This is a genomic window from Microbispora sitophila (assembly GCF_014892245.1).
In the GTDB taxonomy this organism is placed as follows: Bacteria; Actinomycetota; Actinomycetes; order Streptosporangiales; family Streptosporangiaceae; genus Microbispora; species Microbispora siamensis.
In genome coordinates this window covers 252,919-277,943 of sequence record NZ_JADBGC010000011.1, presented here as the reverse complement: position 1 = coordinate 277,943, position 25,025 = coordinate 252,919, and the positions used below count along the sequence as shown (strand labels likewise).

The following is a 25,025-nucleotide window of genomic DNA, read 5'->3' as shown; positions in this document are numbered from 1 at the left end:
GCAAGCCATGAGCCGAGCACTGAAAGGACGCGTCTCGTCGCCGGCGGGTCAGCCGCGGCTGAGCTGGCAGCGGATGGTGGCCTGGGCGATCCTCGTGCTGTTCCTCCTGATCACGCTGCTGCCGTTCTACTGGATGCTGCGCATCTCGCTGTCCAACAACCGAACCCTCTTCGCGAATCCGAGTTCGCTGCTGCCGACGGACTTCACGTTCGGCGCGTTCAAGCGGGTCCTGGGCATCGCGACGCTGGCGGAGGCCAACGCGGAGGGCGGCTCCGGCGCGAACATCAACTTCTGGCGGTACCTGGCGAACTCGGTGGCGACCTCAACCGTCATCACGGTCTGCCAGGTGTTCTTCAGCGCCATGGCGGCGTACGCGTTCGCCCGGCTGCGCTGGCCCGGACGGGAGAAGGTCTTCTTCGTCTTCCTCACCGCGCTGATGGTCCCGCCGATCTTCACCGCGTTGCCCAACTTCGTGACCGTCAAGCAGCTCGGGCTGCTCAACACGTACGCGGGGATCGTGCTGCCGTACCTGTTCATGACGCCGTTCGCGGTGTTCTTCCTGCGGCAGTTCTTCCTCAACATCAGCAGGGAGGTGGAGGAGGCGGCGATCATGGACGGCGCGGGACACGCGCGCATCTTCTTCCGGCTGATCGTGCCGATGAGTTCGGCGCCGATCGCCACCATCTCCCTGCTGGTCTACATCGGAGCCTGGAACGAGTACTTCTGGCCCCTGCTCGTGGGGCAGGAGGACGACGTCCGGGTGCTCACCGTGGCTCTGGGCATCTTCCGTGCCCAGACTCCGCAGGCCGGACCTGACTGGTCCGGGCTCATGGCCGCGACGCTCCTGGCCGCGTTACCGGTCATCGCGCTCTTCACCATTTTCGGACGATGGATAGTCAACTCCATCCAGTTCTCCGGGATCAAGTGATCCCCCCCTGAACCACTCTCATCCCCCCACCGTAACAAGGAGATCTGGCATGAGACGGATAAGGCGCCTCGCCGCTGTCGCGACGATATTTCCGCTGGCCCTGGCAGGGTGTGGCAGCGGCGGCGAGAGCGGGGACGGCGGCGCCGCGGGCACCGCGAAGACCGAAATCAGCTATTGGCTGTGGGACTCCAACCAGTTGCCGGCCTACCAGGCCTGCGCCGACGCGTTCCACGCCGCGCACCCCGAGATCACCGTGAAGATCTCACAGTTCGGCTGGGACGACTACTGGACCAGCCTCACGACCAACCTCGTGTCCGGCAACGCGCCGGACGTCTTCACCAACCACCTGAACTACTACCCGGAGTTCGCCGGCAAGCATCAGATCCTGCCGCTCGACGAGTTCATCGCGGCCGACGGCACCAAGACCGACGCCTACGCCCCCGGCCTCGCCGACCTGTGGGTGTCGGCCGACGGCAAGCGGTACGGCCTGCCGAAGGACTTCGACACGGTTGCGATCTTCTACAACAAGAAGATGCTCGCCGACGCCGGCATCACCGAGGAGCAGATGAAGTCGCTCACCTGGAACCCTAAGGACGGCGGCACCTACGAGAAGATCATCGCCCACCTCACCGTCGACAAGAACGGCAAGCGCGGTGACGAGCCGGGCTTCGACAAGAAGAACGTCAAGGTCTACGGCCTGGGCCTGGACGAGAACAACGGCGCCGGTGTCGGCCAGCAGATGTGGAGCATGTACGCGCTGTCCACGGGCTGGCAGTTCACGGACAAGAACCCGTGGGGCACCCGGTTCCGGTACGACGACCCGCGCTTCCAGGACACGATCGCATGGTGGCGTGGGCTGATCGACAAGGGGTACATGCCGAGCCTGGCCATCGCCCGGTCCGGTACCAGCGTCAACGACGGCTTCGGAGCCGGCAAGTACGCGCTGTCCACGAACGGCTCGTGGATGATCAACACGTACTACGGCTACGACGGGGTCAAGGTGGGCACCGCGCCGACACCCGTCGGCCCCTCCGGGAAGCGCGCCACCATCTACAACGGTCTGGCCGACTCCATCTACGCCGGCACCAAGCACAAGGACCAGGCGTGGCAGTGGGTCAAGTACCTGGCGTCCGCCGACTGCCAGAAGAAGGTCGGCGAGAAGGCCGTCGTCTTCCCGGCGATCCCTGAGGCGCTCGCCATCGCCGAGGAGAAGTTCAAGGCCAAGGGCATCGACATCAGCGCCTTCACCGTGCAGATTCACGAGAACACCACGTCGCTGTTCCCGATCACCGACCACGCCAGCGACGTTGCCGCGATCATGGGCCCGGCGATCGACGCGGTGCTGAGCTTCGAGGCGGAGCCGTCCTCGCTCAGCAAGGCCAACGACGAAGTCAACGCCCTGTTCCAGTAACGCCCGGCGTGCCACGTGCCGGCACGAGCGCCCCTGGACAGTAGATCACCGCCCCCGGCGGAGCAGGAACACGCGAGACCACGCGAGAAAACGCGGTGAACCGGCCGAGAAACGCCTGTCCAAGGGCTCGGCCGGCCACCTTCGATCACCAAACCCCTACCCCGTCGGCCAGCGGCTGGAGAGCCAGAGGAGAGGCATGCCCAAATTACCAACACATCGGCCAGCACGGCGAATCATCGCCGCGGTGACAAGCACCTTCGCCCTCGTCACCACGGGGGTGACGGCGGCGGTTCCCGCACACGGAGACGGCCCGGCGGCCCAGCAGCTCGTCGTCGACCTCGGCCAGCGGACCGGCGCGTTCCGCGGCGCCGCCGGCGGAGCGCTGTACGGGCTGAGCGACGAAGGCGTGCCCAGCGACAACACGCTGGAGCCGCTGCGGGTGGCCACCGTCAACCAGAAGCCACCCGCGGGCGCCCAGCACCCCAACGGCGACGCGTTGTCGGTGGCGCCCTCGTTCTTCCGCAACGGCGGCAAGTACATCCAGATCAACGTCCAGGACATGTACGCGCAGTGGACGTACGAGAACGCGGGCGGCGTGATCCCCTGCAACCAGGTCTGCTTCGACAACTACATGCAGAAGCTCGCCTGGGTCGTCGATCAGGTCAAGAACAGCCCGTACGCCGACCGGATCGTCTACGTGCCGTTCAACGAACCCGACGGCATCTGGTACAACACCTCGACCGGCAACGCCGCCCAGTACCAGACCCGGATGGCCGCCCTGATGGCGCACTGGAAGGCGGCCGTGGAGTACATCCGCGCCAACCACCCGGGCGCGCGGGTCATGGGCCTCAACGACGCCACCTTCCGGGCCCGCAACTACGGTGACTTCCTCACCTACGCCCGCGACAACAACGTGCTGCCCGATTTCGTGTCCTGGCACCAGTTGGAGTCCGGCAGCCTCAACCCCGCCGGCGGCAACTACTACCGCACCAACTACCGGACCTACCGGAACCTGGAGCAGGAGCGAGGCATCTCCCCCATCCCCATCAACATCAATGAGTACGGCGGCAACCGCGACCTGACGGTGCCCGGCCAGCTCATCCAGTATGTCGCCATGTTCGAGGACACCAAGGTCGACGCGGGCGGCAAGGCGTACTGGACCGCAGCCGGACTGCTCGGCGGTGACGTCGTCGAGACCAACAAGCCCGGCGGTGGCTGGTGGTTCTACAAGATGTACGCCGACATGGCCGGCGGTGACACCGTCAAGGTCACCCCGCCGACCCCGACCACCATCGACAAGCTCGAAGGCATCGCCTCCATCGACGACAGTCGCAGGCAGGCGCGCATCGTGGCCGGCGGTGGAACGTCGAACGCCTTCGACGTCGTCATCGACAACATCGACAAGGAATTGTTCGGCGACAAGGTCAACGTGACCCTGGCGGCGACCACGTGGAGCGGCCAGAACTCCGACGCCCCGCCGCCGACCGTGCTGCTCGACAGCGACTTCACCCCCGAGAACGGCTCGCTGACGATCCCGGTCCGCGGGCTCGGCGTCAGCGGCACCGGCGGGACGAACATCGACCTGATGGCGGCGTACGAGATCGTGCTGTCGCCCGGCGGCGCCGGCACCCGCCAGTCCGTGGACCCGCCCTGGCGAGCCTCGTACGAGGCGGAGCTGGCCACCGTCACGGCCGGAGCGGTTCAGACCTTCGGCACGCCGTCGAACTGGAACGCGGCCGCCGCCTCCGGCACGCGCCACGTCGGCAATCTCACCCAGACCAACAGCGCTGTGACGTTCGACGTGAACGTGCCGAAGGCCGGTGCGTACAAGCTGAGCATCCTGTACGCCAACCAGACCGGTCAGCCCGCCCAGCAGGTGCTCACGGTCAACGGTGGTGAACCGCGGTTCGTCGACTACCAGGCCACGCTCAACTTCCAGTGGCGCACCCGCAAGGACGTGGTGGTCCAGCTCCAGGCGGGCGCGAACCAGATTCGGCTGGCCAAGTCCCACCCCGAGCTGGGCACCGCGGTCGGCCAGGCGACGCTGGACCGCATCGACCTGGAACCGGCCTCCACCGGCCCGGTCACCCGGGACTACGAGGCCGAGCGGTCGCAGACCAAGGGCGACGTGACCTACGAGTACGACCAGCGGAAGCAGTCGGGGGCGGGCTTCCTCACCCTCAAGCGCGGTGGCGAGGCCATGTTCACCGTGTACGCCGAGGAGGACGGGTACTACGACCTGCAGTTCCGGCACAACAGCCCCGGCAAGCCAGGGTCGATCACCGCGAACATCGGGCTCGACCGGCGCGCGGTCGACGGTGCGGTGCTCCGCGCCAACCCGGGCGGCGGCACCTTCTGGAAGACCGACCGTCACCGGCTCTTCCTGTCGGCGGGCGTCAACCGTGTGACGGTGGAGCCCACCGGCCCCACGCCGGTGCGCCTCGACAAGGTGAGCGTGACCCCGGCGACGTCCGGGTCCCGCCCCGTGCAGGTGATCGAGGCGGAGTCCGCCGCCCGGTCCGGCTCGGCCGCGGTGGACAACCACGGCTACGCCTCGGGAGGGAAGTTCGTCGGCTGGATCGGACAGGGGCCGCAGAACCGGCTGACCCTCCAGGTCGACGCGGACAAGGCGGGTGACTACATGCTCGTCGTGCACTACGCCAACGACGAGCGGAAGACCGGCCACGTCTACAACGCCGACATCATCTCCCGCCCCCTCGACGTCTCCGTCAACAACGGGGACTCGAAGCGGTACTGGTTCAAGAACACCTGGTCCTGGGGCAACTGGTGGGCTCGCGGCGTGCCGGTGACCCTGAAGGCCGGAACGAACACGATCAGCGTGTACAACGATCCCGCCAACGGCGCGAAGGCTCAGGGATGCCCGGCACCGTGCATCTCCGAGCTCGACAGCCAGTGGGCGCCCAACCTCGACAAGTTCGACATCGCGCCGATCAAGGTCGGCTGATGCGGCACCCCGGGACGGGAGCGGCGGTGGGACAGCCGCTGCCGCCCCGGGCTCTCAGCAGCCCGAACAGGGTCGGCACGGCGGCAGGGACCACGAATCTCCCAGGATGACGGGCCTGGCGTCGGGCGCTACTCCCTGTCGGTGAGCTGAGGCCGCCGGCCCCCCTGCCCCGCGCAGGTCGCAACTGTCGGTGCCCTCCAATACGGTCTTCTCGGCACGCGGAGCCCCGCCCGCCCATCGTGGCGGGCGGGACTCCGCGATCGGGCGGGTGCGACACGGATTGGGGGGCCGGATGGCGGACCGCAGGGCGCTGGACCTCGACTCACAGGCGATCAGCGATCGGTTCAGGCTGTTCAACTTCACCAGGCGCGACGACCATGTGGCCTATCTCTGGGTCCTGCGGGCGATGGACCGGCTGCGTGAGGTGCACCAGGTCCAGGTGGACGCCGGGGAGGTGCAGGCGGCCCTGAACGAGCTCGCCCGGCTCCACGACGAGGTCCCCACGTTCGACGGCAACCTCCGCGACCGGCTGGACGCCCTGTACGAGGACGGGGTGGTGCACCGGTTCGACGACGCGTCCCGGGCCGGCAACCTGGTCCGCTACCGCAACAGGCAGTCGGTCTACCAGTTCAGCGAGCTCGGTTACTGGGCGTACACCTCGGTCGAGGGACTGCTCGCGGCCCGCATCCAGGACGCCAACCTGTCGCGGCTGGTCTTCTCCGACATCCTGGAGGACCTCAAGGCGCTCGCGGCGGCCAACCGCGCGGGGGAAGGCGAGCAGGTCTACCGGCGGCTGTCCCGGCTGGACTCGGTGATGGAGGACATGGGGCGCCGCTCCGCGCACTTCCACGTGACGCTCGGCGAGATCATCCGCTCCACCGACGCCTCTCCCGAGACGTTCCTGCGCTACAAGAACGCCCTGCTGACGCACATGTCCGAGTTCATGGCGGAGCTCGACCGCTATCTGCCCCGCCTGGCCACGGCCGTACGGGACGTCGAGGCGAGCGGCCTGGCCTCGCTGCTGGAGCGCGCGGCGGCCGCGGACGAGCGGCCCTTCATGGATCGGCACGAGCGGCTGGAGGACTGGCGCCGCCGCTGGTCCGCTCTGCGGGCGTGGTTCGCCCCCCAGGGATCGCAGGAATCACGCGCCGGTGAGCTGCGCAACGCCACACGCATCGCGGTGTCGGGCGTGATCGCGCTGCTGCGGCAGATCTCGGAGGCGCAGCGCGGCGGCGTCAACCGGGCCACCCAGCTGCGGCATCTGGCCGAGTGGGTCTGGAGCGCACCCGACGAGGGCGCCGCCCACGCGCTGATGGGGGCGGCGTTCAACCTGCGAACCGCGCGGCACCTGGGCGCCGCCCACGAGGACACCGATCAGATCTCGCCCAGGGCGACCTGGTGGGACGCGCCGGGGGTGGAGGTGTCGGTCACGCTCTTCCGCAGCGGTAAGGCGCCCACCCCGGGCGTGCCCACGCCGGTGCGCGGCAACCCCGGCGCGCGGGCGGCGCTGCGCCGCGAGCAGGCCGCGGAACGCGCGGCCGAGCGCGTGGCCGCCGGCCACCTGACCGAGCTGGGCGCGTACGGGCGGATGCTCGACGAGTCGGAGACCCGGGTCCTGCTGAAACTGATGACGCGGGCGCTGGAGGGACGAACGGTCGTCGCCGGCCGCCTGAAGAGAGGCTCCGGCGCCAACGACGCCGTGATGATCCGGCTCGTGCCGTGCGACACCGGAAGCGCCGTGCGCACCGCGCAGGGACTGCTCCACCTGCCCGGGTTCCGGGTCGAGCTCGCCGGGCGGACGCAGGGGACAGGTTCGGAGACAGGGGGTGCCAGGTGACGAGTCCTCGCGCCCGCGCCGCCGTCGGCGTCCCCGCCGCCGACCTCGGCTCCTACCAGCAGGCGGTCCGCCGCGTGCTGACCTGCGACCTGATCACCAAGGAGCGGCCGCGGCCCGGCGTGCTCGACCAGGTGCTGCGCTGGGCCGACGAGATGACGCGCGACTTCCGCGAGCTGCTCGGCTACACGTTGATCGCCACGACCCACCACGTACGGCTGGTCCGCCGCCTCGACGTCCTGGACGACACACAGCGATCGATCTTCTCCCGCAAGGGCAAGCCGTTCGACCGCCGCAGGCTGGCCTATCTGTGCCTGGTCCTCGGGTCTTTCCAGCGCTCCCGCATCGAGATCAGCCTGGCGGACCTGGTGCGGATCTTCACTCCGCTGGCCAACTCGATCGACGGCCTCGGCTTCGACCCCGCGATCGGTTCGCACAAGGCGGCCATCGTCGACGTGCTGGGCTGGCTGGTGGACCGCGGCGCGCTCCGGCTGTCCGACGGCAGCCTGGAGTGGTGGGCGCGCGACACCGAACGCGGCGACGCGCTGTACGACATCGACCACGACATCTGCGCGGTGCTGTTCAAACCGGCCCGGCCCGTCCAGCACCTCACCAGCGCGGCCGGCCTGGTGCACGAGTCGCCGCACTCGAACCCGGTACGCAGGGCGCGGCGGCTGCTCGTCGAGTTCCCCGTGGTGTACTACGCGGACGTCGAGCCCGAGGTGGCCGACGCGCTGCGCGCCCCGGGTCTCGCCGAGGACCTCGTCCGGTTCACCGGCCTGGTTCTGGAACGGCGCGCGGAGGGCGTCATGCTCGCCGACCCTGGCGGCGTATTCACCGACCGGCCGTTCCCGGGCCGGGGCAACGCGGTGAGCCGGGCGGCCGGGCTCCTGCTGGCGAAGATCGCGGACCTGCTGGAGGACCCCGAGCACGTGCCGGAGCCGCTGCCCGTGCCCGTGCTCGCCGACGACCAGGACGGCCTCGTCGCACGGATGGACGCGGGGCTGCCCCGCGACGGCATCGTCGCCGAGCTCGCCTGGTCTCCGTCCGAGGCCGAGCCGTCCCCCGACGACCGGCCCGCGCCCGCCGAGGCGCCGTTCGTGGAGCGCAGCCGCCTCGAGACGATGACGACCGAGTTGTACGACGAGTTCGGGGCGGCCTCGTTCACCACCACCTGGCAGCAGGACCCCCGGGGGCTGCTCGACGCCGTCGTCGGCTTTCTCGCGGACCTGATGCTGCTCAGGCCGGTGCCCGGCGGCGTGCTCGTCCTGCCCGCCGCGCTGCGCTACCGCAACATCCGGGCCGCCCTGCCCACCCGGACCTCGGGCGGCCAGCTGTCGCTGGTGGCGCTGCCGGAGCCGGTCACGCGGAAGGATCCGCCACTACAGGATCCGCGCATGCAGGAGGTTTCGTCCACACAGGAGGAGGAGCGATGACGCCGCCGCCCGACCGGTTCCAGCCCACCAGAGCGGGTGTGATCAACGTCTGGGACTACGTGGACGAGGAGTTCGCCTTCGCCGACGGGCGCCTGGTCCTGCGCGGGCACAACGGCTCGGGCAAGACCAAGGCGCTGGAGGTGCTCTTCCCGTTCATCCTCGACGGCGTGGCGGACGCCCGGCGGCTCGACCCGTTCAGCGGCGAGAACCGGACGATGAAGTCCAACCTGCTCTACCGGGGGCAGGAGGCCGAGTACGGCTACGTGTGGATGGAGTTCGCCCGGCGGGAGATCGGGGTGGAGCCCGCCGAGACCGACGAGACCGTCACCCTCGTCATCGGCATCCGCGCGCACCGGCACAGGGACGGGGTGCGGACCTCGTTCTTCGTCACCGACAAGCGCCTCGGCGTCGACTTCGGGCTGCTGGCGCCCGACTCCCGGCCGCTCACCGAGCGGCAGCTCAAGGCCGTCCTCGGGCCGGACGCCCACAGCGAGACCGCCACGCAGTACCGGGACGCGGTGGACGCCCGGCTGTTCGGGCTGGGCAGGGAGCGCTACACCCAGCTCCTCGACCTGCTGCTGGCGCTGCGCCGCCCCCTGCTGGCCAAGGACCTCGACCCCGACAAGGTCTCGGCCACGCTCACCTCGGGTCTGAGCCCCATCGACGAGGAACTCGTCGACCAGGCGGCCCGCGACTTCGAGAACCTGGCGGCGGTGCAGAAGCAGTTCGACGACTTCGCCGTCGCCGACGCGGCCGTACGGGCGTTTCTCACCGACTACGTCGCGTACCTCCGCACCCACGCGAAGGCCCGGCTCGCCCGCGTCCACACGGAGATGGACGGCGCGGTGGAGCACGCCCGCACGCTCGTGCGCGCGGAGGAGGCGCGGAAGACGGCCGCGGCCGCACGCGAGGCCGCCTTGGAGGCGGCCACCGCGGCCGAGGCCGAGCGGGAAGGGCTGGAGCGCCGCCTCGCCGCGTTGCGCGCGGACGAGGCCTACCGCGCGCGGGGCGAGCTGGAACTGCGCCGCCGTCAGATCGCCAAGACCGGCGAGGAGATCGAACGGGAGCGCGCCAGGCTGGCGGACGGCGCCGAGCACCTGACCGCCCTGGAAGGAGAGGCGGGCGAACTCGCGGAGCGGCTGGAGGGTGCGCGCGCGGCGATCGTCCGCTACGCCACCGACCTCGCCGACGCGGCGGAGCGGGCCGGCGTCTCCCGCGACGGAGACGGGCCGGCCGACACCGGGGAGGACCTGCTCACGACGGCGAGGGCACGTGCCACCGCCCGCCGGGACGACGTCGCGAAGGTCCGCGACGAGATCGCCAGAGTGTCCGGGGCGGAGCGGGACCGCCTGCGGGCGGAGACCGACCGGGACAAGGCGGACAAGGACGTCGGGGAACGGGAATCGCGGTGCGAGGCCGCCGACGCCGCGCTGGCGACGGCACGACGCCTCGCGAGGGAGGCGCTCGACGCCTGGGCCGCATGCTGGGCCCGCTCGCCGGAGCCCTCGGGAGACGTGCCCTCAGAAGACGTGCCCTCCGAAGACCCGCACGTGGAGGACGGGCGCCCGGAGGACGACGAGGCGGTGGCCGGGCCCGCCGACGTGGAGGCACTGGCGGAGGCCCTCGCCCACGCCGGCGACGCCGGGGCGCCGTCCCTGGCCGAGGTCTACAGCGTGCGGACCGAGGAACGGCGGACGGAGGCGGCCAGGTCCGCAGAACGCCTGTCCGGCCGCGTGCGCGACCTCGCCGCCGACCTCGTCCGCCTGCGCCGCGAGCGGGAGGAGATCGCGGCGGAACGCGACGAGGCGCCGCCGCACGACGACCGCCGGACCGCGGACCGCGACGGACGCCCGGGGGCGCCCCTGTGGCGGCTCGTCCGGTTCGCCGACGACCTCGACGAGAAGGAGGCGGCCGGCCTCGAAGGCGCTCTGTACGGCGCGGGACTGCTGACCGCCTGGGTGCACCCGGAGGCACAGCACACCCTCGATGCCGTCGAGGTCCTGGAATCCGACGGTTACCTGCTCCCCCTCCCCGAGGAGAGCCGCCCCTCCGGCCGTACGCTCGCCGACGTCCTCGTGCCGGAGGAGCAGGACATGGTGCCGGCGGCGGTCGTCGCGGACGTGCTGCGGTCGGTCGCGGTGTCCGACGCGATCACGTCCGGCGCGTCCGCGCCTGTGGTGACCGGACGGGCGCAGTTCGGCGTCGGCCTCCTGCTCGGCGCCCGGCCCAAGGCGTCGCCCGAGTACATCGGCGCCACGAACCGGGCCAACCGCCGCGCGGCCAGGCTCGCCGAGTGTGACGAGAGGATCGGCGAGACGAGCCGGGCGCACGAGGACGCCGAACGCGACCTGGCGCGGGCGAACCGCCGCTTGGAGGACTTCGCCCGGGCCCGGCGGCAGCTTCCGCCCGCCACGGCGGTCGTCGAAGCCGTCACCCGCGTGTCGCGGGAGTCCGCGCTGCTGGCACAGGCGCGGTCGGCGCTCGCGGACCGCCACCGCGACCTCGACGCCGCGGTGGCCCAGGTCGACGCGGCGCGCCGGCGGCTGCGGCAGGTCGCGGCGGAACGGAGCATGCCCGTCGCCGAACAGGAGGTCGACGCGGTCGCGCGGGCCGTCGACGACTTCCTCACCACGGCGCAGCGGCTGCACGACGGCCGCGAGCGGGCCGCGTCCGAGGAGCGGGACCTCGCGTCCCGGCAGGCCGCGATCGCCCGGCAGCGCGAGCGGCACGACGCGGACTCCCGCGCCCTGGAGGACAAGGAGCGGGAGCATCGGGCCGACGCCGAGGAGCTCAGGGCGGGAGAGGAGGCCCTCGACGCGCCGCTGCGCGAGGTGCTCGCCCAGATCGGCGAGGCCGAGCGACGCCTCGCCGAGGTCCGCGGGCGGTGCGAGGAGCATGCCGCCACGGCGGCGCGGGAGAACGAGGCGCTGATCATCGCCCAGAACGACCTCAAACACGGCCAGGTCTCCCTCGGCCAGGCGCTCGGGCACCTCTTCGAGCACGTCGCGGAGTTCGGGCCGTACGCGCACCTGGAGTTGCGCCCGTTGCTCGGCGTCACCGCCGTGGCGCCGTGGCCCGCCCACGTCGGCTGGCCCGAACCGGCGGAGGCGGCCGCGTCGGTGGCCGCGGAGCTGTCCGCCCACTCCAGCGGTCAGCCGCCGGATCCCGCCGCCCTGGTCGGCCGGGTGCTGCCGGGAGACGTGGCCGCGCTGCTGGACGCCTTCGCCGCGGAGATGGCCGACATCCGCGTGCCCGGGGAGAGCGCGCTCAAGAACGCCGCGAGCCGGCTGTCGGCCTCGCTGCGGACCTTCCAGGACGCGCTCGACGGCTGCGCCGAGGACTACCGCCTGGAGCACGACCCCACCGGCGTCGTCATGGTCTACGTCAGCGACGAGGGCGGCCGCAATCCGGTCGCGGCGTTCGCCCGGCGGGTCGCCGACCGCGTCCAGGAGCAGGGAATGCTCCTCGAGGAGCGGGAGCGGACGGTGCTGGAGGACGAGTTGCTCACCGCGCTCGCCCAGCAGGTGCACGACCGGGTCCGCACCGCGCGCGACCTGGTGCGCGGGATGAACGAGGACACCCGTTCGCGGCCCATGTCGTCCGGCACCAGGATCGGCATCCGGTGGGGCCGCTCCGACCGGCTGAACGACCGGCAGGTCGCGGTCTCGCGGCTCCTCGACCGGGACGCTCAGGGGCTCGGCGCGGCCGGGCTGGGGGAGCTGCGCGGCCTGCTGCGGGAGATGATCCGCGACTACCGGGCCGCCCATCCGCGTGCCACGTACAAGCAGGCCCTGGCCGAGGTGCTCGACTACCGCACCTGGTACGGCTTCGAGCTGGTGCTCGCCGTGCCGGGGGAGAAGGAGGTGAAGCTCACCCGGGCCAAGCACGAGGAGATGTCCGGCGGGGAGAAGTCGGCGGCCATCCACCTCCCGCTGTTCGCCGCGGCCAACGCCCTCTACTCGTCCGCCAAGCCCACGTGCCCCCGGGTGATCGCGCTGGACGAGGCGTTCGCCGGCATCGACGACCGGTACAAGCCCGAGCTGCTGGGCCTGACCGTGAAGTTCGGCCTCGACCTGTTCATGACCGGCCACGACCTGTGGGTCCATTTCGACACCGTGCCGATGGCCGCGCATTACGACATGCACCACGACAAGAGCGCGCACGCGGTGTCGGCGATGCTGATGCTCTGGGACGGCGCCCAGACCATCGATGCCGACGCCGGCTTCTCCGGCAACGAGGAGCTGGCCGAGACGCTGCTCGGCTTCCGGCCGAGCCGCCGCGCCCCCGCCCTCACCGAAGGCACCCTCCTCGCCGCCGACGGCGACGAGGAGCCCGACGACGTGGAGGCGGCGACATGACCTCGGCCTCGGAGGCGGTGGAGCGCTACCGGGGCGGAATGCGGGCGCCTGCTCCGCGCCGCGGCGCGCGGTGCTGCGACGAAGCACCGGCGCAGGACCGTCGACGGGTCCCCGGTGGCGGATCTCCGGGGGGTGACACGGCGCGAGAGGCGGTCGTACGTTGACCTGCGTGGCCTGCGCGACGAAGGAGTCACCGTGAGCGAGACGACCAGCACCCATGTCTTCCGGGAAGCCCGCGACCTGCTGCTCCGCTTGAGGGAGGAGCCCGAGCGGGCGGCACGCGAATTCTCCTGGCCGGTCTTCGGCGACAGGTTCAACTGGGCCACGGACTGGTTCGACGCGATCGCCCGGGGCAACACCCGTACGGCGCTGTGGATCGTGGAGGAGGACGGCTCCGAGCGGCGCTACTCCTTCGACGAGATGGCCCGCCGCTCCGATCAGGTGGCGGCCTGGCTGGCCGCCCAGGGGGTCGGCAAGGGCGACCACGTGCTGCTGATGCTCGGCAACCAGGTCGAGCTGTGGGAGTCGATGCTGGCCGTGATGAAGCTCGGCGCGGTGATCATGCCGGCGACCACCGCCCTGGGCGCGGCGGACCTCGCCGACCGGGTGGCGCGGGGACGTGTCCGGCACGTCATCGCCAACGCGGCCGACACGCACAAGTTCGACGGCGTGCCGGGGGAGTACGGCCGTGTCTGCGTGGGCGAGGCGGCCGGGTGGCTCCGGTACGGCGACGCCCACGCGATGCCGGAGCCGGGCCCGTTCGAGGCCCGGACCTCCCCCGGCGATCCGCTTCTGCTGTACTTCACCTCGGGGACGACGAGCAGGCCCAAACTCGTGCGGCACACCCAGGTGTCCTACCCGGTCGGGCACCTGACGACGATGTACTTCATCGGGGTGCGGCCGGGCGACATCCACCTCAACATCAGCTCGCCCGGCTGGGCCAAGCACGCCTGGAGCTGCTTCTTCGCGCCGTGGAACGCCGAGGCGACGGTGTTCGTGCACAACTACTCCCGCTTCGACGCCGCCGCCCTGCTCGCGCAGATCCGCCGCGCCGGGGTCACCACGTTCTGCGCGCCGCCCACGGTCTGGCGGATGCTCATCCAGGCCGACCTCGGGGACGGGCCGGGCAGCCTGCGTGAGGCGGTGGCCGCGGGGGAGCCGCTGAATCCAGAGGTCATCGCCCAGGTGGAGCGGGCGTGGGGGCTGACGGTCCGCGACGGCTACGGCCAGACCGAGACGACCGCGCTGATCGCCAACACGCCCGGTGTGCCCGTGAAGGCCGGCTCGATGGGCCGCCCCCTTCCCGGCGTCCCGGTCGTCGTCGTGGATCCGGTGACCGGCCGGCCGGCGGACGAGGGCGAGATCTGCCTCGACCTTTCCGCCCGCCCGGTCAACCTGATGACCGGCTACCTGGACGGTGAGGAGGGTGCCATGTCCGGGGGCCTGTACCACACCGGCGACGTCGCGGTCCGGGACGCCGACGGCTCGATCACCTTCGTGGGACGCACCGACGACGTGTTCAAGGCGTCCGACTACAAGATCTCGCCCTTCGAGCTGGAGAGCGTGCTCATCGAGCATCCCGCCGTGGCCGAGGCGGCGGTCGTGCCCGCCCCCGACCCGATCCGCCTCGCCGTGCCCAAGGCGTACGTGGTGCCGGCCGCGGGCTGGGAGCCGAACCGGGAGACCGCCGCGGCCATCCTGCGGCACGCCCGCGAGAGGCTCGCGCCCTACCAGCGGGTGCGCCGCATCGAGTTCGCCGAGCTGCCCAAGACCATCTCTGGGAAGATCCGCCGGGTCGAGCTGCGAGCCAGGGAGAGCGACGCCGCGGAGGCCGGCGCCCCGCCGTCCGGGGAGTGGCGCGACGACCAGTTCCCCGAGCTGCGTGCCTGACCCGGCCGCCCCTCCACAGAAGGGCCCGGCAGAGGGGCCGGGGCCGTCACCGCGCGCCGTGCGCGAGGAGTCGCGCGACCGGCTCCTCGGTCAGCCCCACGACGCCGTCGAAGTCCGTCGAACGGCTGACGGCGGCCCACCGCTCGGCTTCGGCGGCGCGGACGCGGGACGCCTGCTCGGCCATGCGCAGCGCGTCGGAGCCGAGCAGCAGCCGCAGCGGCGGCTCGTCCGCGTCGACCAGCCCGGCGATCACCCTGGCCGCGCGCCGGGGGTCGCCCGGCTGGGCGCCGTCGACCGCGCGCCGGTAGGCGTTGATCCGGCCGACGGTCTGCTCGTAGTCCGCCCCCACCGGCGGAATGCGCATCGACGAGCCACCCCAGTCCGTACGGAACCCGCCGGGCTCGACGATGACCACGGTGATCCCCAGCGGCCTGACCTCGCTGTTCAGCACCTCGGAGAACCCTTCGACGGCGAACTTGGCCGCCTGGTAGGCGCCGAGCCCCGGGGTGCCCCCGACCCGGCCGCCCACGGAGCCGATCTGCAGGATGTGACCGGACCGCTGCGCGCGCATCACCGGAAGCGCGGCCCTGGTCATGGTGACGACGCCGAACAGGTTGGTCTCGAACTGCGCCCGGAAATCCTCGTCGGAGGTCTCCTCGATGGGCGAAGAGTTGGCGTATCCCGCGTTGTTCACGAGAACGTCCAGTGAGCCGAACTCCTCGACGGCCAGCCGGACGGCCCGCTGCGCCGCCGCGGCGTCGGTGACGTCCAGCGCGACGGCGCGCGCCCGGTCGCCATGGCCGCGGACGAGGTCGTCCAGCTCTTCCGGTCGGCGGGCGGTGGCCACGAGGCGGTCGCCGCGTTCGAGCACCTCGCGGGCCAGCGCGCGTCCCAGGCCCCGTGATGCGCCGGTGATGAGCCATGTCCTCTGCATATTGCTTGTCTCCTTTGGGTGATTTTCAGTGCGCCGCGCCCGCCGGGACCCGCTCGGCCACCCCGGCGGCGGACGCCGTACGGCGGCGAGCCCCCGGAACCAGCAGCGCCACGGCGACGGTGGCCGCCAGGGTCACGGCCAGCACCAGGAAGGCGGTGGTGAAGCCCGACTCGTACGGCAGGCCGTCGGGGCGCAGGCGGGCGGTGATGACGGAGCTGATCACGGCGGTGCCGACGGACCCGCCGATGGTGCGGATGTTGGTGTTCATTCCGCCGGCGACGGCGGTCTGGCCGGCCGGCACGCTCTGCACGATCAGGTTGGTCATCGAGGCGTAGGCCAGGCCGAGACCGAGCCCGAACACGGCGGTCGCGACGGCGAGCTGCCAGGGCCGGTCGTGCCAGAGGGCGACGCCGGCACTCGCCAGCGCGCCGAGCGCGCATCCCCAGACGAGCTGAGCCTTGACCCCGACGACGCGGGAGATGGGGCCGCTCACCGTGCCGGCGACGGCCATCGTGACGAGCATGGGCAACATCAGCAGCCCGGCCTCGGTCACGCTCGATCCGAAGCCGTAGCCCGTCACGGCCACGGGCATCTGCACGAACAGCGGCAGGAAGGCGTACGAGGCGAACATGCCCGCGCCGAACAACAGGGCGACCAGGTTGGTCGTCCACACGGCCGGAAGCCGCATCATGCGCATGTCGATCAGCGGATCGCGCGAGCGCAGCTCGACCGCGATCCATGCGGCGAACAGCAGCACGGCGGCGGCGAGCGGCGCGATCACTGCGGCCGAACCCCAGCCCCAGGAGGTCGCCTCGCTGAGCGGGACCAGCAGCGCCACCAGCCATCCGGACAGCAGCGCCGCGGCCGCCCAGTTGACCCGGCCGGGCGTGCGCACCGGGGACGGGGGGACGTGGCGGTAGGCCAGGAACGCGGTGGCGACGACGATGATCGCGGGGATCCAGAACAGCCAGCGCCAGCCCAGGGCGTCGACGATCGGGCCGGCGAGCACGATGCCGACGCCGCCGCCGACGGCGATGACCGCGGACAGGACGCCGACGATCGAGGGGACCCGTGAGGCGGGGAACTCGTCACGGACGATCCCGAACGAGACGGGGAACACGGCCCCGCCGAGCCCTTGGATGACCCGGCCGGCGATCAGCACCCCCACGTTGGGGGCGATGGCGGCGACGAGGCAGCCGAGCGCGATGGCGGCCAGCGCGACGAGCAGCGTGCGGTCCTTGCCGATCATGTCGGCGATCCTGCCCATGAGGGGAGTCGCGACGGAGGCGGACAGCAGCCAGGCGGTGAGCACCCAGGTCACCGTGCTCTGGCCAGTGTGCAGGTCGTGCTGGATGGTGGACAGCACCGGGCTGACCAGGGACTGCAGCATGGAGAACGAGGCCGTGGCGGCTGCCAGCGCGAGGAAGGTCAGCCGTTGTGGTGAGGTGGTGCGTGACATCGACATCCTTCGACAGGAGGAATCGGGCGCGACGAGGCGCGCCGGTGACGCCGCCCCGGGCATGGGGACGGCGCGTAGCAAAGACGACGATCAGGGCGGCGTTGACAGGGAAGACACGAACGCGAGTGCCCGCCTGCTAAAGTCGAGGCGTGCCTCCAGATTAGCGGAGGTATGCCTCCGGTACAACCTGGGGAGGATCCCGGTGAACGAGAAGGCGGCCGAAGGCCCCCGGACGAGGGTGCGACGCCCCCAGCGCGCCGACGCGCGGCGCAACTTCGACGCGCTGCTCGCCGCCGCGCGCGAGGCGTTCGCCGAACACGGCACGCAGGCCTCGCTGGAGGACATCGCCCGGCGCGCCGGGGTCGGCATCGGCACGCTGTACCGCAACTTCCCCACCCGTCAGGACCTGTTCGACAGCGTGTACCTGGACGAGATCGACGAACTGTGCAGTGCCGCGGGGCAGGTCGCGGCCCTGCCGCCGTGGGAGGCGCTGGCCGCCTGGCTGCGCCGGTTCGTGGACTACGCGGCCACCAAGCGGGCCATCTACGAGGCGCTCAACCGCGACTCGGAGATGATGCGCTCCAGCCGGACCGCGATGTACGAGGCGGGGGAGCCGCTGTTCGACCGGGCGCGCGAGGCCGGGGAGGTTCGCGGCGACGTGACCTTCGACGACGTCCTGCGGATGATCTCCGGCATCACCGGGGGCGGGTTCGTCGACGACGACCAGCGTGAGCGGGTGCTGCGCATGGCCCTCGACGGCCTCCGGATCCGCCCGGCCTGAATCCTGATGGAGAACAGGAAGCCGGGCGGGGCCGACGGCCCCACCCGGCTGATGTACCTGGCGTGTCACTTGGCGATGGGCGTCACCGCGATCCTGTCGACGATCGGGGCGTACTTCGATCGGAGCAGGATGTCCGGGAAGGTCTCGGAGATGTAGGTGGCGCCGTCGAAGTTCGGCAGTTCTCGCGAGGCGAAGGCGACGGTGTTGGCTCCCTTCCTGAGCTGGACGGGGATGGTCAGCTCCCAGAAGTTGTCGGCGTGGAAGGAGTGGGGGAACCAGGCCCGCTGCGGCGTGGCGCCGTTGACGGATATCTCGGCGTGGCGGGCCAGCGGGTCGGGGTTGTAGTGGGAGGCGGGGGACTGTTCGGGGTTGGAGTAGCGGACGGTCAGCGCGTACGTCCCGTTCTCGGGGGCGGTGACGTCGAAGGTCAGAGTGCCGGCGTTGCCGGGGGCGCCGCCGATGTCGGTGACGGCCTTCCCACCGCTCGCCAGCGGGTAGGCGGCCACCTTGGCGGCGCCGGCGACGTGGGCGGACTCGGCCTCATACCAGGTCGGCGTGAGGGCGCCCTCGGTCTTCTCGACCCGCAGCCGGTCCAGCCGCACCCTGCCCGTCCGTGCGGTGTAGGTGATCTTGTTGACGCCGCCGGACAGGAATGCCTTGACCTCGGAGGACCCGGACGGCACGGCGATGTCCTGCCCGTTGACGCTCAGTGTGCCCTTGCCGCCGCCGCGCAGGTCGACACGCACCGTGGACTCGCCGTCGCCGGGTGAGTAGACCCAGAACGTCGCCGACTGTCCCTTGCGCAGGTCGGCCACGCCGGAGCCGGACACCTTCTTCTCGCTGTAGTCGGTGCGTGCGCCGTCGAGCGTGGCGTACTCGGCCTCGTAGATCGCCTCGCTCGCGGCCGGGTTGGCGAGGGAGAGGTCGATCTTGTCGACGATCGCGTCCCCCTTGGTGGCCCGGGTGCCGTCGAGGCTCCTGGCGGCCAGGGTGATCGTGTGGTCGCCCTTGGACAGCGTGACCTTCGTGTCCGTGTGGTCCCAGACCACCCACTTGTACCCCAGCGGAAGATGGAGCTCCCGCTCGTCCTTGCCGTCGACCCGGAGGAAGACGTTGGTCGGGCCCTGCTCCTGAACCGCGCCGTAGGTGTTCAGCGAGTTCGCGAAGACCGACAGGTCGTACGTGCCGTCCTGCGGGACCGACACCGTGAAGTTCAGCGTGACGTCGGAGCCGGTGCGCAGCCCGCCGACGTCGTAGCCGCCGGAGGTGTAGAACTTGCCGACGTCGGACGGGGTCCCCTCGGGACCGTTGCGGCTGTACCCCGAGCCGGTGTGGGCGGCGTCCTCCGCCTCGTACGTGGCCTGCCAGAGCGTGGTCGCCGGAGTGCCGGAGGCGGCGTGGTCGCCGGGGGTGAGGATGATCTGGTAGGCCGACGACTCCTTCAACGCGGGCAGTGCGGACCCGAACTCGAAGGTCACCGCGCCGTCCGTCACCTTCCGGTTCAGTTCGGCGACGACGCGGGGCTGCGCGGAGTCGCCGATCTGGCCGGTCCAGGGGATCTCCTGGACCAGCGCGTGCACCGTGTCGCCGAACAGCGTGGTGTCGACGTTGTCGAAGTGGATTCCGACGAGACCGGACGCGCCGCCGAACAGCGCGCGAGCCTGTGCCTTGGCCTTGTCGAGCGTCGCGACGCCCTGCAGGGTGTAGCTGACGTTCGGCCGCGGCGGGGTGACCTTGACCGTGTCACCGGTCATCTGGCCGTAGGCGTTCAGCAGCCACCACTGGCCGTTGCCGCGGTTCGCCTGCACGGCCGAGTCGGACAGGTTGCCGTCGACGTTCCAGTACGCGATGTCGGCGTCGACCTTCGACTCCTCGATGGCCGAGGCCCACTGGATCATCTGGCCGGGCACCGAGGTGTGGTAGTTGAAGGCGTACTCGTCGAGGTTGATCGGGAGTCGCCTGCCCTCATACGGGGTGCCCGTGAAGATGGCCTGCTCCCACTGGCGGTATTTCGCCACGTTGGTGCGGATGCGGGCCGGGTCGCCCAGCTCGTGCCAGGTCATGACCTCGGGGACGGTGCCCGCCTGCACGGTGTGCCGCAGGAAGCCCTGCACCTGGTCGTACAGAACGCTGGTGTTGGGGCCCGCGATCCTGGCCTTCGGCATCTTGGCCTTGATCAGGGCGTTGACCTCGTCCCAGGCCTTGAAGTAGTACTGGGGGTCGCTCAGCCAATTGATCTTGTTGTAGCTCCACGCGCCGGTGCCGAACATGTTGCCCTCGGGCTCGTTGAACGGCACGAAGACGATGTGGTCCTGATATTTCGGGTCGAGCGTGCGGACCTGGTCGACCTGCTTGGCGATCTTGGCCTTGAAGTCGCCCAGCCTGGCCTCGGGGGTGTCGCCGGGCCACTGGTAGGGGAAGCCGCGGTAGATGTCGGTCATGTAGATGTACACGTCGCCGCCGGTGCTGTCGGCCAGCGGCTTGACCACCTCCAGCGCGTCGGCGCCGGGGTGCTGGGGGCCGTCCTGGGCCTTCGTCGCGACCGTGCGCAGGCGCATGCCCTCCAGGAGGTTGGAGGTCGGCACGCCCTCGCCGTACACGCCGTACAGGGTGCCGGACGCGCCGCCGTGGAAGGCGCCGGTCTCGGTGCCGAGGTCGATGGTCAGGTCGTTGGCGACGACCTTGACCGCGGCCTCGACCGTGGTCCCGTACGCGGTGCCCTTGACCGTGAACCGGCCCGGCTTGGCGTAACCGGCCGGGTCGACCGCCTCCCAGGCGACCGGCACGCCCCGGCGGATGCCGTCGGAGAACTGCGCGTTGACGGTCGCGGGCAGTGCCGGCGCGGTGCCCGGATAGGTGGTGATCTCGAAGGAGGTCTGCTCGACCTTGGTGAGAGCCGCCTTGTGGTCGCCGGCGAGTTGCGCGACCTGCTCGGCGTCCATGGCGGCGTCGTAGACGCGGAAGTCGTCCAGGTCGCCGGCCAGGAACGGGTGCCCGCCCCAGAACGCCTTGCCGAGGAAGCCGGAGGTGCTGTTGCGGTCGGAGTGCATCACCGCGGCCAGGTCGATCTGGGCGGTGGTGCTGCCGATGGCCACGCCGTTCACGTAGTAGGTGAGGGTTCTGCCGTCGATCGTGGTGACGAGGTTGACCCACTGCCCGGTCGGCAGCTTCTGCGCGCCCGGCACCCCCACCTCGGCACTGCCGTTGACCGGTTTGATGGACGATCTGGTGGTGGCGTCGCCGGCGTAGGACGGCGTGACGAAGGTGGCGGTCGCGGCATCCTTGCCGAGGTTGTAGACCCACTGGAAGTCGGCGCCGCCCGCCCACTTCAGCCACGTGGAGACGGTCATGGCGTGGCGGTCGCGGAACAGGCCGTTCGGGATCGTCACGTAGGGGGCGGTCGCCGAGCCGGTCGGCCCGCCGGGCAGCGACAGGGCCTGCGTGCCGTCGGGCCCCGCGGCGGCCTTGGCCGCGCCCGGGTTGGCCAGGGCTCCGTCGAGACCGGACGGGGAGCGGTCCTCGATGACGCCGCTCGACAGGTCGCCTTCGAAGTCGTAGTGGAGGACGAGTGCCGGTGCTCCGGTGCTGTTGGTCGGTGAGGCGTGCGCCGGTATGGCGGCCAGGGGGATCGCGGTCATCGTGAGGGCGGAGGCGAGAACGGCGTGCGGCGCGAGCCTGCGTGCTCGCTCGGACAAGGGTACGGCCATGCGCTGTCCCATTCGGGGGGTGAGTGGAGTCGAATCGATTCGCCGAATCGATTCGACTGGACGATAAGCACGCTGCCGCGAGGCGGTCAAGTGCGCCTTCCGCAACATCTCCGCAACTCCTGCCCCGCAGCCCATTGACGCAGATGACGGGCCGGGCCTATCGTCAGCGAACCGATTCGGCGAATCGGTTCGACTCTTGTTGGGAAACAGGCGCGTAACGCTGTCAGCGGAGGTCACGTCAATGAGAACAGGGTCAAGCGGCCGGCGTGCGACCGGCCTGGGTGTGGCGGTGCTGGCCGCTGCCGCAGGACTCGCCGCCTGCTCGTCACCGTCCGGCGGCGCCGGCTCGGCGAGTTCGAGCCAGGCCGCGGGAGGCGGGACCTACACGATCTGGGACCCCTACCCCCAGTACGACAAGAGCTCCGACTGGGTGAAGCTGCTGGAGTCGTGCGGCACCCAGGCGGGGGTGAAGGTCGAGCGGACCGGCTACGACACCAGCGACCTGACGAACAAGGCGCTGCTGGCGGCGCAGCAGGGCAACTCGCCGGACGTGCTGATCGTGGACAACCCGGTGGTCTCGACGCTGGCCGAGGCCGGCGTGCTGACGACGACCGAGGAGAACAAACTCGACGTCTCGTCGATCGCGCCGAACCTGCTCGCGGCGGGCCAGCTCGGCGGCAAGACGTACGGAGTGCCGATCGGGGCCAACACGCTCGCCCTGTACTACAACAAGGAGGTCCTGAAGAAGGCCGGGGTGGACGCGGCCGGCATCAAGGACTGGGCGTCGCTGACCGCGGCGCTGGAGAAGGTGAAGGCGGCGGGCAAGAAGGGCATCACGTTCTCCGCCATCGGCACCGAGGAGGGCAGCTTCCAGTTCCTGCCCTGGTTCTGGGGCTCCGGCGCGAACCTCACCAAACTGGACTCGCCCGAGGGTGTCTCGGCGGTGGCCCTGTGGGCCGACTGGCTCAAGAAGGGCTACGCGCCCAACTCGGTCATCAACAACACCCAGACCACGAGCTGGCAGGAGTTCGCCGGCGGCGACTACGCCTTCGCCGAGAACGGCACCTGGCAGCTCGCCAACGCAAAGAAGACCGGTTTCGACTACGGCATCATCCCGATCCCCGGCAAGGACGGCGGCACCGCCCCCGCCCCGACCGGCGGCGAGTTCGTCAGCATCCCCGTGCAGTCGGACACCGCCCGCTACGCCACCTCGCAGAAGCTCGTGAGCTGCCTGACGAGCACCGGCAACTCCCTGTCGACCACGACCACGCTGTCGTACATCGCGCCGACCGAAGCGGTGCAGGCCAAGCAGGTCGAGCAGAACCCTGAGCTGAAGGTGTGGGTGGAGGCGGTCAAGGCGGCCAAGGGCCGCACCAGCGACAACCTCGGCACGAAGTATCCGAAGATCTCCGAGCCGATGTGGGGCGCCGTGCAGGCGGCGCTGAGCGGTTCCACGTCCGCGCAGGAGGCGATGGCGGCGGCGCAGACGGCGGCGGCGAACGCGACCCGGTAATGAGCAAGAGCCGAGTGACACGAACCCCGGTGCGTCCGGCCCGCGCCCCCGTCCCCGCGCCCGTCCCCCCGCAGGGGCGGGAGCGCCGGGCGGCACGCACCCGGCAAGGGCAGTGGGCGGCGTGGGCGTTCCTCGCCCCCGTCGTCGTCTACCTGCTGGTCTTCTACGCCTACCCGCTGTATCGCAATGTCGAGCTGAGCCTGCGCCACTACACGGTGCGCTCGTTCGTGCAGGGGGACGCGCCGTTCGCCGGGTTCGCCAACTACGCCAAGGTGTTCGCCGACGCCACGTTCGGGCCCGCGCTGTGGCACACCATCGTCTTCACGGTGGTGTCGCTGGCCTTCCAGTTCTCCATCGGGCTGGCACTGGCCGTGTTCTTCAGCCGGAACTTCCGGCTGTCGGCGACGCTGCGCGCGCTGTTCCTGGTGCCGTGGCTGCTGCCGCTGATCGTGTCCGCCTCGACCTGGTCGTGGATGCTCAACAGCGACTCCGGCGTGGTCAACGCCGCCCTGAGCTGGGTCGGCCTCGGCCCGGTGAACTGGCTGACCTCACCCGACTGGTCGCTGTGGTCGGTGACCATCGCCAACATCTGGATCGGCATCCCGTTCAACCTGGTCGTGCTCTACAGTGGCCTGCAGGCGATCCCCTCGGCCGTGTACGAGGCCGCGGCGCTGGACGGGGCCGGCGCCTGGCAGCGGTTCTGGCGGGTGACCTTCCCGCTGCTGCGTCCGGTGTCGGCGATCACCGTCCTGCTCGGGCTGGTCTACACCCTCAAGGTGTTCGACATCATCTGGATCATGACCAAGGGCGGGCCGAGCGGTTCCTCCGGCACGTTCGCCACCTGGTCCTACCGGCTCGGCTTCGGCAACCTCGTGCCCTCCTTCGGCCCCGGCGCGGCGGTGGGCAACCTGCTGATCCTCATGGCGCTGGCCTTCGGGCTCGTCTACATCCGCGTGCAGCGACGGCAGGCCGCGGCATGAGGCGGCTCAATACCGCCGTCGGGCTGGCGCTGACGGCCGTGATGCTGTTCCCGGTCTACTGGATGGTCAACGTGTCGTTCACACGGGACCAGGACATGCGCAAGTCGCCGCCGTACTGGTTCCCGGTCCACGGCACGCTGGACGGCTACCGGGCGGTGCTGGAGCGGCAGCTGCCCTATCTGGGGGTGAGCCTGGTCGTCGGGCTGGGCACCGTCGTGCTGACCCTCCTGGTCGCGGCGCCGGCCGCGTACTCGCTGGCCAAGCTGCGGCCGCGCGGCGGCGGCGTGCTGAGCTTCGTGCTGCTGATCGCCCAGATGATCCCCGGGATCATCATGGCGATGGGCTTCTACGCCATCTTCCTCACCACCGGCGTGCTCAACACCGTCCCCGGGCTGATCGTGGCCGACTCCACCCTCGCGGTGCCGTTCGCCGTGCTGATCCTCACCGCGTTCATGTCCGGCATTCCCGAGGAGCTGCTGCAGGCGGCCCGGGTGGACGGCGCCGGGGTGACCCGCACGTTCGTCTCGATCGTGCTGCCGGTCTCCCGTAATTCGATCATCACGGTGTCGCTGTTCGCGTTCCTTTGGGCCTGGTCGGACTTCGTCTTCGCCTCCACCCTCGACCAGGGCGGCGCCCACCAGCCGATCACGCTCGGCATCTACCACTACATCGGCAACAACAACCAGGAGTGGAACGCCATCATGGCCACCGCCGTGGTCGCCTCCATCCCCGCCACCGTTCTGCTCATCGTCGCCCAGCGCTACGTCGCCGCAGGCGTCACCGCCGGCGCCGTCAAGGACTGAACCTTTTCGAGAAGGGACCCCCTCTT

The 25,025-nt window shown here is 70.7% G+C and carries 14 protein-coding genes; 11 read left to right on the top strand and 3 right to left on the bottom strand.

Annotated elements, in window-relative coordinates; all coding sequences use genetic code 11:
• The first annotated feature begins 7 nt into the window (after positions 1-7).
• From IL992_RS22100 to IL992_RS22070, 7 genes are all read left to right on the top strand, one after another.
• Positions 8-928 carry a carbohydrate ABC transporter permease gene (locus IL992_RS22100; RefSeq protein ID WP_226873516.1) on the top strand — a complete coding sequence of 307 codons (921 nt, stop codon included), beginning with the start codon at positions 8-10 and terminating at the stop codon, positions 926-928.
• A gap of 49 nt (positions 929-977) precedes the next feature.
• Positions 978-2,339 carry an ABC transporter substrate-binding protein gene (locus tag IL992_RS22095; protein WP_193205257.1) on the top strand — a complete coding sequence of 454 codons (1,362 nt, stop codon included), beginning with the start codon at positions 978-980 and terminating at the stop codon, positions 2,337-2,339.
• Positions 2,340-2,583: 244 nt separating this feature from the next.
• A complete protein-coding gene (locus IL992_RS48450) occupies positions 2,584-5,304 on the top strand; it encodes a CBM35 domain-containing protein (protein WP_193205256.1) in 2,721 nt (906 codons plus the stop codon).
• Positions 5,305-5,596: 292 nt separating this feature from the next.
• Positions 5,597-7,141 carry a TIGR02677 family protein gene (locus tag IL992_RS22085; RefSeq protein ID WP_193205255.1) on the top strand — a complete coding sequence of 515 codons (1,545 nt, stop codon included), beginning with the start codon at positions 5,597-5,599 and terminating at the stop codon, positions 7,139-7,141.
• Entirely contained in the window at positions 7,138-8,574 is a 1,437-nt protein-coding gene (locus IL992_RS22080; RefSeq protein WP_193205254.1) for a DUF2398 family protein, read from the top strand. The genes IL992_RS22085 and IL992_RS22080 overlap by 4 nt, the downstream gene beginning before the upstream one ends.
• Positions 8,571-12,932 carry a TIGR02680 family protein gene (locus IL992_RS22075; protein ID WP_193205253.1) on the top strand — a complete coding sequence of 1,454 codons (4,362 nt, stop codon included), beginning with the start codon at positions 8,571-8,573 and terminating at the stop codon, positions 12,930-12,932. The genes IL992_RS22080 and IL992_RS22075 overlap by 4 nt, the downstream gene beginning before the upstream one ends.
• A 195-nt stretch (positions 12,933-13,127) precedes the next feature.
• Positions 13,128-14,822 carry an AMP-binding protein gene (locus IL992_RS22070; protein WP_193205252.1) on the top strand — a complete coding sequence of 565 codons (1,695 nt, stop codon included), beginning with the start codon at positions 13,128-13,130 and terminating at the stop codon, positions 14,820-14,822.
• Positions 14,823-14,868: 46 nt separating this feature from the next.
• Here the strand turns inward: IL992_RS22070 and IL992_RS22065 are convergent, their stop codons facing one another.
• Positions 14,869-15,756: an oxidoreductase gene (locus tag IL992_RS22065; RefSeq protein ID WP_193205251.1), complete on the bottom strand. Its 888-nt coding sequence runs from the start codon at positions 15,754-15,756 to the stop codon at positions 14,869-14,871.
• A gap of 25 nt (positions 15,757-15,781) precedes the next feature.
• On the bottom strand, positions 15,782-17,215 hold the full coding sequence (locus tag IL992_RS22060; RefSeq protein ID WP_193205250.1) for an MFS transporter: 1,434 nt from the start codon (positions 17,213-17,215) through the stop codon (positions 15,782-15,784).
• A gap of 202 nt (positions 17,216-17,417) precedes the next feature.
• Between IL992_RS22060 and IL992_RS22055 the strand changes: the two genes are divergently transcribed.
• Entirely contained in the window at positions 17,418-17,996 is a 579-nt protein-coding gene (locus IL992_RS22055; protein ID WP_319018722.1) for a TetR/AcrR family transcriptional regulator, read from the top strand.
• A 65-nt stretch (positions 17,997-18,061) separates the two neighbouring features.
• Here IL992_RS22055 and IL992_RS22050 read toward each other — a convergent pair whose 3' ends face one another.
• Entirely contained in the window at positions 18,062-21,703 is a 3,642-nt protein-coding gene (locus tag IL992_RS22050; RefSeq protein ID WP_226873515.1) for a LamG-like jellyroll fold domain-containing protein, read from the bottom strand.
• Positions 21,704-21,944: 241 nt separating this feature from the next.
• On the opposite strand from IL992_RS22050, the gene IL992_RS22045 reads away from it, so the two are divergent.
• From IL992_RS22045 to IL992_RS22035, 3 genes are read left to right on the top strand one after another with little or no spacing between them, the layout of a single operon-like run.
• Complete coding sequence (locus IL992_RS22045; RefSeq protein WP_193205249.1) at positions 21,945-23,216, top strand: sugar ABC transporter substrate-binding protein; 1,272 nt, start codon at positions 21,945-21,947, stop codon at positions 23,214-23,216.
• Positions 23,217-23,230: 14 nt separating this feature from the next.
• The gene (locus tag IL992_RS22040) at positions 23,231-24,196 is read left to right on the top strand and encodes a carbohydrate ABC transporter permease (RefSeq protein WP_319018721.1); all 966 of its coding nucleotides are present in this window, start codon (positions 23,231-23,233) and stop codon (positions 24,194-24,196) included.
• A complete protein-coding gene (locus IL992_RS22035; RefSeq protein ID WP_193205247.1) occupies positions 24,193-24,999 on the top strand; it encodes a carbohydrate ABC transporter permease in 807 nt (268 codons plus the stop codon). Before IL992_RS22040 ends, IL992_RS22035 begins: the two co-directional genes overlap by 4 nt.
• Positions 25,000-25,025 lie beyond the last annotated feature (26 nt).

Excerpts from the sequence above, each read along its gene's own strand:
- IL992_RS22100 (WP_226873516.1), top strand. The coding sequence starts at position 8 with ATGAGCCGAGCACTGAAAGGACGCGTCTCGTCGCCGGCGGGTCAGCCG.
- IL992_RS22095 (WP_193205257.1), top strand. The coding sequence starts at position 978 with ATGAGACGGATAAGGCGCCTCGCCGCTGTCGCGACGATATTTCCGCTG.
- IL992_RS22085 (WP_193205255.1), top strand. The coding sequence starts at position 5,597 with ATGGCGGACCGCAGGGCGCTGGACCTCGACTCACAGGCGATCAGCGAT.
- IL992_RS22075 (WP_193205253.1), top strand. The coding sequence starts at position 8,571 with ATGACGCCGCCGCCCGACCGGTTCCAGCCCACCAGAGCGGGTGTGATC.
- IL992_RS22065 (WP_193205251.1), bottom strand. The coding sequence starts at position 15,756 with ATGCAGAGGACATGGCTCATCACCGGCGCATCACGGGGCCTGGGACGC.
- IL992_RS22060 (WP_193205250.1), bottom strand. The coding sequence starts at position 17,215 with ATGTCACGCACCACCTCACCACAACGGCTGACCTTCCTCGCGCTGGCA.
- IL992_RS22050 (WP_226873515.1), bottom strand. The coding sequence starts at position 21,703 with ATGGCCGTACCCTTGTCCGAGCGAGCACGCAGGCTCGCGCCGCACGCC.
- IL992_RS22045 (WP_193205249.1), top strand. The coding sequence starts at position 21,945 with ATGAGAACAGGGTCAAGCGGCCGGCGTGCGACCGGCCTGGGTGTGGCG.
- IL992_RS22035 (WP_193205247.1), top strand. The coding sequence starts at position 24,193 with ATGAGGCGGCTCAATACCGCCGTCGGGCTGGCGCTGACGGCCGTGATG.